Here is an 8,783-nt window from a genome sequence, read left to right on the forward strand (position 1 = left end):
ACTTTAAAAAAGAGAGGTGGGATACGTGATATTTCAATATTTTAATTGAAGTCATATATGCAAAGCAGAGTATTTAAGAACATACAATATATTGTGCATGAAGATTGACATATACTATAACATGTGCTACTATACTGCTATAGTTAATTTTATGCACACCCATAGGGGGAGTTTTGGATTTGTATAAATCCGAAGACTCAAGGAGAGCAGTAAGGCTGCTTATTCCGCATAAGTTGTTTATGATTGTATAAAGTGTCACTATCTGTCCTTATGGGGCAATAGCGGCACTTTTGTTTTTTCGGTAATATTATCAGGGATATGAGAATGGATAGCGAAGGAATACTTCACTTTTCATTCTTTTTTTATGCCCTAATGAAAGGTAGGATTGCCACAATCAGCTTTGGCTGTTTATGGATAAATAAATTTAAGAAAGGTGGTACACACATGAAAGAAACAAAGATTTATGCAGATGAGTTTTGCACTACATTTGCAAGTACAACGGAGATGCTGGAATTTCTGGCTGAGAGGGCAAAGCAGTCCAAGTGGATTCGTAAGCCTACCAGGATGCTAAAACTGGTTCCATTGGAAAAGGAGGCAGAAACCATTGAAGAAGCCTGTGAAAAAGAACTGGAAGGAATAGTAGAGGATACAGAAAAGAATACCCAGTTGGTATTAAAAGTGAACAAGGATTTTTATCCGATTCGTGACTGTGCTATCCATACAATTCTGAAAAGAGCCGGCATTAATGGAACAGGATTAAAGAAACTGGAGAAAGCTACTTATGCAAAGGTAGTAAACTACTGTCTTCAGGTAGCGAAAGGAGATGCCTTAATCAAGGTGGCAGATGGAAAAGTATCTGCAGTACATGGCGGTGATGATCATGATTACTGTGTACTGGATATGCAGACAATCTTCAATATGACAAGTGATTATCTGAAAGCACATTTTAAGGGAAGTACTTATCTGGAGGGATCTGGAAGTTTTGACCATTCCATTGTGTCCGCTATGTGGACTTTAGGAGGAAATCAGGAACTTTTGGATACGTATCACCAGGCTTTGGAGGATCATGGAATTGAGGATAAGAGCCTTGCTCCTGCACTGCGCCTGACTACTTCTGATGTAGCAGTAAGTGGTGTGAATCTGTATCCCATGATGCTCTCACAAACCAGTAACCGTGTCATTAACCTGGGAAGTCCTATCAAACTGTCACATGATAGAGGGGCGACCTTACAGGATTTCCGGAATAATCTGGACAAAATTTTCTCCCGTTATCAGGAAGCAGTTAAAGGAATTGTTGGTTTGATGGATATAGAAATCCAAAATCCTGTAAACTGCCTGCACCTGATTATGAAGGAACTCAAAATTAACCAGAAAATTCGAAATGAAGTAGTAGATCTTTTTGTGGGACAATATGGGGAAGAACCATGTACAGCCCATGATCTGTATTTTGCCATGCACGAAGCTGCTTTCTTTGCTGCTTGTGAAGGGTTTTCTGCACCACGGATTTTAAAATTGGAAGAAGATATTGCAAAAACTCTGGTCTTTGACTGGAAAGGGTTTGATGTATATGGAGCAATTAAATTATAAGGAGGACATGAGATGAATACAGCATTAAATTATCAGCCGGAAGTTCTGGTTGATATAGCAGATTTGAGCCGAGAAGATTGGTTGGATTACCGGCGTCTTGGTATTGGTGGAAGCGATGCAGCGGCAATCATGGGCTTATCCCCATTTGCGACAATCAGGGATTTGTATTTCGATAAAATTGGTGTTACGCCAGTAATCGAAGAAGAGGAAGAAAACTGGGTAGCGAAAGAAGTGGGACACCGCCTGGAAGATTTGGTTGCTATGATTTTTGCCAAGAAGACTGGACTTGAAGTTTTCCCTGTACGAAAAATGTTCCGGCATCCGCTATATCCGTTTATGTTAGCGGATGTGGATTATTTCATCCGTTTTCCAGATGGCAGCATTGGGATTTTGGAATGCAAAACCTGTAATTACAATGCAAAAGACAAATGGGCAGATGATGGGATTCCTGAAAACTATGTTTTGCAGGTCCGTCATTATCTTGCAGTCATGAATATGAATAAAGCATATATTGCCTGCCTTTATGGAAATAATGAAAACGAATTTGTTTATCGGTGCCTGGAACGGGATGGAAGGGAGGAAGAAGAACTCATTGACCAGGAGAAATACTTCTGGGAAGAATATGTGCAGAAGAAAATAGAACCACCGTATTCTGGAAAGCCAGATCTTATTTTGGCCAGTATCCGGAAATATAGTGGTTACGCAGACAAATCAATTCCTGAAATCAGCATATCTACCTTGGAATCACGCAGTCTTGAAAAATATCTCGAATTATCTGAAGAAAAATCCCAATTGGAAAAAAGAAAAAAGGAGATTGAAGCGGAACAACGTGCATTGAGCGTACCGTTTGTCGAGCTTCTTGGACAAGGGTGTAAGGCAGTAGTCGAGGATGGGAGTTTCCGTTACCGGATTACTTATAATCCTACGATACGCACCCAGATTGGAAAAGAAAATATGGAGAAACTGAAAAATCAACATCCGGATATCTACGAAGAGTACACAAGCACGACAGAAAGCAGAATTTTCCGGATTAAAAAGGAGGTTGCATAATGTTACAAGGAAAAAAGGCATATATCTGTTCTACGCTGTCTGCGCCGGATCCAGAAGGCGTGCAGCATAATATGGAACTGGCAAAATACTATCTCATGCAGATGAAAAGGCTGTATCATTGCCGTACATTTGCTTCACACGCTCATCTACCACTTATGTTGGATGACCGTATCCCGGAAGAGCGTGAGACTGCAATGCAGATTGGAGCTTTGATGCTGGATTTATGTGAAGTATTGATTATTTGTGGTTCATGTATCAGTGAGGGAATGAGAAGAGAGATTCAGACAGCATTTGAAAAGGGAAAAGACGTTTATTGGTATGATTCCAAGATGAAACCAGGCGAATTGATGAAGGTAGAGAACTGGAGGAGTGTAGACGATGCGGTGCAAATATATACGTAAGATTTTTCAAAATGAAGAAAACGGATATACGGTTGCATTATTTTCTACGCTGGATCATGAGGTTCCTCTTTCTGCCAGAGATAAATTTTGGGCAGATAAAAAAATCATTTCATTTACTGCCAAAGGATATGATTTGCCTCTTACGGATGAAATCGAAATCGAGATGGAAGGGGAGTGGGAAATAAGTTCCTATGGAACACAATACAAGGTGGAAACTTTTTTGGAAGTTGTACCTAGAACAAGGGAAGGTATCTTAGGATACCTTTCTTGTGGTTCTTTAAAAGGAATTGGTCCCAAAACAGCAGAACGGATTGTCAATCGCTTTGGTTTGGACACCCTGGAGGTAATGGAAAAGTATCCACAGGAATTATTAAAGATTCAGGGGATATCTCAAAAAAAACTGGACCGTATTGTGGATTCTTTTGGAAAAAATAAAGTATTCCGGGAACTGATGACATTTTTATCACCGTTTCATGTTACGCCTAAAAAAGCAAATATGATTCTTCAGAAGTTTCGGGATCAATCCGTAGAAATTATTCGGAAGCAGCCTTATATACTCTGTTCAGTCAAAGGGTTTGGTTTTCTCACCGTGGACGCCATTGCAAGGCAGTGCTGTGCTGCAACCAATGATCCTATGCGTATTTCCGGCTGTGTCAGTTATGTACTGCGGGAAGCTATGAAGCAGAACGGACATTTATATCTGGAGCAGGAAATTCTGGTGAAAGATGCCTTGAAGGTTCTGAATAAAGAACCAGATCTTCAGCCGGTGACGGAAACAGAGATCTTAAAAGTGTTATATCGTCTGGTCATGCAGGACAGTATCGTGGTAGAAGAAAACAGGGTCTACATTACCAAACAGCATCAGGAAGAAGAGGATACAGCCTCTATGATTGCAAGAAAATTGCACGAGCAAATTCCAGCTCTTACGATTGAAAAGGAACTGGAGGAAGCACAGGAGGATTTAAACATAACATTATCCGAACAGCAGAAAGAAGCAGTACGTATGGTTTTTGCAAACCCGATCAGCATTATTACTGGAGGACCTGGAACCGGAAAAACAACGGTTTTGAAGATCATCTTGTATATCTATCAGAAAAAATGCGGGAATGAAGTGAAACTGATGGCACCGACTGGACGTGCCGCAAGGCGAATGGCAGAGAGTACCGGAAGTGGAGATGCAACTACGATGCACATGGCATTGGGGCTTTTTGGTGATGGTGATTATGAAGTACTTATAGATGAATTGTCCGCAGATTTTATTAATGTGGATGAGGTATCTATGGTAGATATGCACCTTGCCTATGAATTTTTTTACAAGGTAAAAGCAGGAGCCAGAGTGCTTTTGGTAGGAGATGTCCACCAGCTTCCTTCTGTAGGAGCAGGAGATGTGTTCCGGCATCTTATCTTGTGCGGGAAAATACCGGTTACTGTTTTAAAACTGGTATATCGCCAGGGGAAGGACAGCAACATCCCCATAAATGCTCAACTTATCAATGAAGGAAAGACAAACCTGCAATGGGGGGATGATTTCCAGATGGTTGAATGTTCAGGAGCAGATGCGGCGGCACAAATCATTAAAAATATCTATCTCAAGGAAATTCAGATGTATGGTATGGAGCAAGTACAGATACTCTCTCCATATAAAGTGAGAAGTGCAGCCGGTGTCTTGGAACTGAACCGCAGTCTGCAGGACGAGGTAAATCCCCCTGTATCCGGAAAAAGGGAGCTTCATCTTGGCGGTGAGATATTTCGAGAAGGTGACAGAATCCTTCAAAACAAGAATACAGAATTTGCCAGTAACGGAGATTTGGGTACATTGGTACAGATTGCTGAAGATGAGGACAATAACCCTCTGGTTCAAATCGTATTTACAGATGGCCGAAGGGTGAAGTATGAGGCAGAGCAGGTGGAAATGATTGAACATGCAAACGCCATAACCATACACAAAAGCCAAGGAAGTGAGTGCCAGGTGGTCATCATTCCGTGGTTAAAAGCTTTTTATCCCATGCTAAAGCGAAACATCTTTTATACGGGAATCACCAGGGCAAAACAGCGTGTTTATATTGTTGGGGAATGGAAAGCCGTTTGTCAGGCAATCCACACAGATGATACGGGAACCAGAAAGACGATGTTGGCAGTGAAAATACAACAGTATTATGAACGGTATCGGAGACAGGAAAACAGACGGATTCCTGCAACAATTTGCAACCGGGCTGTGTAAAAAAATAGCAAAATAGTTCAATGTTGAGAATTGGCAGGGTATTACTTTATGAAGGGATGTCCTGCCGGTTCCAAAGAAAGGAGCAGGCAATGAGCGAATTATTATATAACAAGTCAAAAGCAGTAGAAGAACTGAATAAAGTGGAAGGATTTTATCCGCTGGAACTTGCCAGAGTTATTTCTAATGAAGGGCAGGAGGAACAACGGTACCTGGATGTGAAATATCGGAAGCTGTGGTTCCGTCTGGTAAATCCTACAGGCAAGATTATCAGCCGGATTGTTCACTTTACCGAAAATATGGCAGTCGTAGAAGCCAGAATTTATCTGGATAAGTGTGATCAGGAAGATAATTATATTGCCAATTCCTTTTCACAGAAGTTTCGTACAGCAGATACACAGTTTGGGGATAAATTTCTTGAAATGGCAGAAACAGCGGCAATTGGGCGAGCTTTGGCAGATGCGGGGTATGGTCTGCAATTTGCTGATGTAGGGGAAGGAAATGATCCAATGCAGGTAGATGCAGGAATTCCTGTAAATCAGGGAACACAGATGCAGACTGCGATGCCAGCACAAACCCCTGCACCAGGAATGCAGCAGACTCCCAATCAGTCAGCAGGAACCATGCCATCATTTCCGCCTCAAGCAACTCCGGGGCAGCAGATGATGGAACAGTTTTATCAAGAAGCACAAGCCAATGGAAATACGATTGGCGGGGTAACGGGTACAGGACAGATGACAAATCCGGTAATGAGTCCGGCAACTGGATCTGTACCAGTTATGCAGCAGATGCCTTCTAAGCCGCAATCTCTGGATCCCAATATGCCAGTGGAAGAACTGGTGAAATGGATGAGTTATGAGCAGGCAATACAAGTAGCCGTAACAGGACAGGGAAAATTTAGTGGAAAAACCATGGGACAGGTTGCAATAGAAAGTCCTTCCAGCTTGCAATGGTTCGCAGAACAGTATCATGGACAGAACCATTTCATACCGGCGGCAGCCAGAGTAATTCTTGCAAAGGCATAGCAAATAGCCGGCTTAACATTCTTTCCACAGCCAATAAAGGCTGTGGAAGAAAGGAGGAACCATAGAGTGTATGATATGTCAGGCTTTAGCTACGATATCACAGATGTCGTGCATTTACTGCAGCTTAGAGTACGGCATAAAAATTCTTCGTCAATGGATGTGAATTGTCCATTTTGTGGAGAAACAAAAGGGAAAATGAATGTTAATCTTCAGAAAAATGTGTTCCGGTGTAATCGGTGTGATGCTTCAGGTGGAATGCTAGAATTATACGGAAGACTGCATGGTGTTTCCAGTGCAGAGGCAAACCGACAGATCCGGGAAGCTCTGGGAAAGGGGGAATACCGTACGGATTATCAGGTGGTTCATAAAGAAGAGCCTGTAGAAATTTTTAATGCCGAGTTGGCGGATGCAGATGTCATTGACCGAACATATCAAGAAATGTTGTCGTTATTGACCTTAAATGATAAACATCAGGAAGATCTTAAAAAAAGAGGGCTGACGAAAGAACAGATCGAGATACAGAGGTATCGTAGTGTACCGTTGTTTGGAATTAAAAATATGGTACAAAAACTGTTGGAATCCGGACAGACGGTAAAAGGTGTGCCGGGATTTTATGAAGATCACGATGGGAAATGGACAATTAATTTTACTTCTAAAAATTCTGGGATTTTGATACCGATTCGATCCATGGAAGGAAAAATACAAGGATTTCAGATACGGTTGGATCAGGTAATGGAGGGACGGAAGTATATCTGGCTTTCCAGTGTGAAATTCCAAAATGGAGTATCATCAGGGAGTCCGGTACATGTCATAGGAAGTCTGGACGCAGAACAGATTTATTTAACAGAAGGTGCATTAAAAGGTACGATAGCCCACTATTTATCTGGAGATACGTTCATTTGCGTTGCTGGTGTGAATCAGTACAGAAATTTAAAGCCAGTTTTGGAAACGCTGAAAAGCAGGCATCTGCAGCACCTATATGAAGCTTATGATATGGATAAAAAAATGAAGGTATATTGTGATGGGGATTCTGAGAAATGTGATGCCTGTCAACGTAAACCAGCCACTTTTTATTGTCCGCATAAGATGCAGAAACGGCAGATTCTACAGAACGCTTGTAGAAAGGTGTATGAAATCTGTAGTGGATTGTCTATTTCCATGAGCCGTATGGTTTGGGACATGGATTCTTATGGTGAGTGGAATGGGCAGATCAAAGGAATTGATGATTATTACTATGTATTGAAAAATACGGGGTGAATATGGACCGGGCAAGTTGTCCGGTCTTATGGAAGAGGAGGATTCGATGAAACGAAAGAAAATTTACGGCATATTTATGCTTGTAGCCATTGCTGTTTTTTTATTTGCAGGAGGAAGGATACTGCAAATTTATTTGAATTATCAGGAAAGTCAAAAAGTCTATGAGCAGATGGAAGAGTTTACGCAAAAGATAGAGGATCAAGACCTGTCACCAGAAGCGGTTCCCGGGGAAACACCAGAGGAGGTCGCAGAGCAGGGATTCCTACAGGTGGATTTTAACAAGCTGGAAGAAATCAATCCAGATGTCATTGCATGGATTGAGATTCCTGGTTTGGAAATTAGTTATCCTGTAGTCCAGGGGAGGGATAATGACTATTATCTGCATCACCTGATTACAGGAGAAAATCATAAAAGTGGCAGTATTTTTATGGACTTTCACAACCAGGAGGATTTATCAGACAGAAATTCCATTATTTATGGGCATAATATGAAGGATGGGAGCATGTTTGGAACCCTGGATCAGTATCAGTCACAGGCACTTTATCGAAACTATCCCTGTTTTTATATGTATGTGCCAGGATATATTTATGAGTATCAGATTTTTTCCTGTTATGCAGCACCGACGGATCATCCAGCATATACTTATGATTTTCCTACTTCTGAGGACTATGAAGTTTTTCTGGAAACACTACAAAGAAGTGCTGAGTATAACACAGGGACGACAGTTACCAGGGAGAATCAGGTGGTGACCTTATCAACTTGTGTAAATACCCGAAAGGATTATCGCTATTTAGTACATGGAAAACTGAAACAGAAAATAAAAATGGAGGAATAACAGATGTTAGATTTTGAATATGCAAAGGCATTGGTAGAGGTTGTGCTAGATACAACTTGCAGCGAAAAAGAAAGAGAAGTACGGCTGGAGTGTTTAACCCAAATATTTGGCAGAGCAAATGCTTATTTAAAGAAAGGCTTCTTACCCGATGTGGTAGAGGCTTTTTTTGTGCGAAAAATGAAAGGTTTGCCACTGGTATCGACAAAGCAGGATATGCAGGATTTTTTGAAAGTCAGTACACCCCATTATTTTGGTGGGAAATTTACAGTTAGTAATATTCCGTATTATTCTGAGGAAGAAGAACTGCTACTTTGGTCAGAAACATCACTTCGTGGTCCATTGATTTCAGCCGGATATGAGCGCTATATGGAACTGTTTAAAAAGATTTTGCCTCAAAAGGCAGAACAGAT

At 41.3% G+C, this 8,783-nt stretch carries 8 protein-coding genes; all 8 read left to right on the plus strand.

Features of this window, described 5'->3' with window-relative positions; translation table 11 throughout:
• Positions 1 to 444: 444 nt before the first annotated feature.
• On the plus strand, positions 445 to 1,587 hold the full coding sequence (locus tag RDS42_RS09155) for a transposase (RefSeq protein WP_308783395.1): 1,143 nt from the start codon (positions 445 to 447) through the stop codon (positions 1,585 to 1,587).
• A 12-nt stretch (positions 1,588 to 1,599) separates the two neighbouring features.
• The gene (locus tag RDS42_RS09160; RefSeq protein ID WP_308783396.1) at positions 1,600 to 2,637 is read left to right on the plus strand and encodes a lambda-exonuclease family protein; all 1,038 of its coding nucleotides are present in this window, start codon (positions 1,600 to 1,602) and stop codon (positions 2,635 to 2,637) included.
• Positions 2,637 to 3,038 carry a DUF4406 domain-containing protein gene (locus RDS42_RS09165; protein WP_308783397.1) on the plus strand — a complete coding sequence of 134 codons (402 nt, stop codon included), beginning with the start codon at positions 2,637 to 2,639 and terminating at the stop codon, positions 3,036 to 3,038. The genes RDS42_RS09160 and RDS42_RS09165 overlap by 1 nt, the downstream gene beginning before the upstream one ends.
• Positions 3,016 to 5,259 carry an ATP-dependent RecD-like DNA helicase gene (locus tag RDS42_RS09170; RefSeq protein ID WP_308783398.1) on the plus strand — a complete coding sequence of 748 codons (2,244 nt, stop codon included), beginning with the start codon at positions 3,016 to 3,018 and terminating at the stop codon, positions 5,257 to 5,259. The genes RDS42_RS09165 and RDS42_RS09170 overlap by 23 nt, the downstream gene beginning before the upstream one ends.
• 89 nt (positions 5,260 to 5,348) lie before the next feature.
• Positions 5,349 to 6,281, plus strand: a complete 933-nt coding sequence (locus tag RDS42_RS09175) for a hypothetical protein (protein WP_308783399.1) — start codon at positions 5,349 to 5,351, stop codon at positions 6,279 to 6,281.
• Positions 6,282 to 6,347: 66 nt separating this feature from the next.
• Positions 6,348 to 7,538, plus strand: coding sequence for a CHC2 zinc finger domain-containing protein (locus tag RDS42_RS09180; RefSeq protein ID WP_308783400.1), 1,191 nt, complete (start codon positions 6,348 to 6,350; stop codon positions 7,536 to 7,538).
• Positions 7,539 to 7,584: 46 nt separating this feature from the next.
• Complete coding sequence (gene srtB, locus RDS42_RS09185; protein WP_308783401.1) at positions 7,585 to 8,373, plus strand: class B sortase; 789 nt, start codon at positions 7,585 to 7,587, stop codon at positions 8,371 to 8,373.
• A 3-nt stretch (positions 8,374 to 8,376) separates the two neighbouring features.
• Positions 8,377 to 8,783, plus strand: a 407-nt coding sequence (locus RDS42_RS09190; RefSeq protein WP_308783402.1) for a hypothetical protein, incomplete at its 3' end; no start/stop codon positions are given.

The sequence above is a fragment of the uncultured Blautia sp. genome (assembly GCF_902497045.1).
Taxonomy (GTDB): Bacteria; Bacillota; Clostridia; order Lachnospirales; family Lachnospiraceae; genus Blautia_A.

Excerpts from the sequence above, each read along its gene's own strand:
- RDS42_RS09155 (WP_308783395.1), top strand. The coding sequence starts at position 445 with ATGAAAGAAACAAAGATTTATGCAGATGAGTTTTGCACTACATTTGCA.
- RDS42_RS09160 (WP_308783396.1), top strand. The coding sequence starts at position 1,600 with ATGAATACAGCATTAAATTATCAGCCGGAAGTTCTGGTTGATATAGCA.
- RDS42_RS09165 (WP_308783397.1), top strand. The coding sequence starts at position 2,637 with ATGTTACAAGGAAAAAAGGCATATATCTGTTCTACGCTGTCTGCGCCG.
- RDS42_RS09170 (WP_308783398.1), top strand. The coding sequence starts at position 3,016 with ATGCGGTGCAAATATATACGTAAGATTTTTCAAAATGAAGAAAACGGA.
- RDS42_RS09175 (WP_308783399.1), top strand. The coding sequence starts at position 5,349 with ATGAGCGAATTATTATATAACAAGTCAAAAGCAGTAGAAGAACTGAAT.
- srtB (WP_308783401.1), top strand. The coding sequence starts at position 7,585 with ATGAAACGAAAGAAAATTTACGGCATATTTATGCTTGTAGCCATTGCT.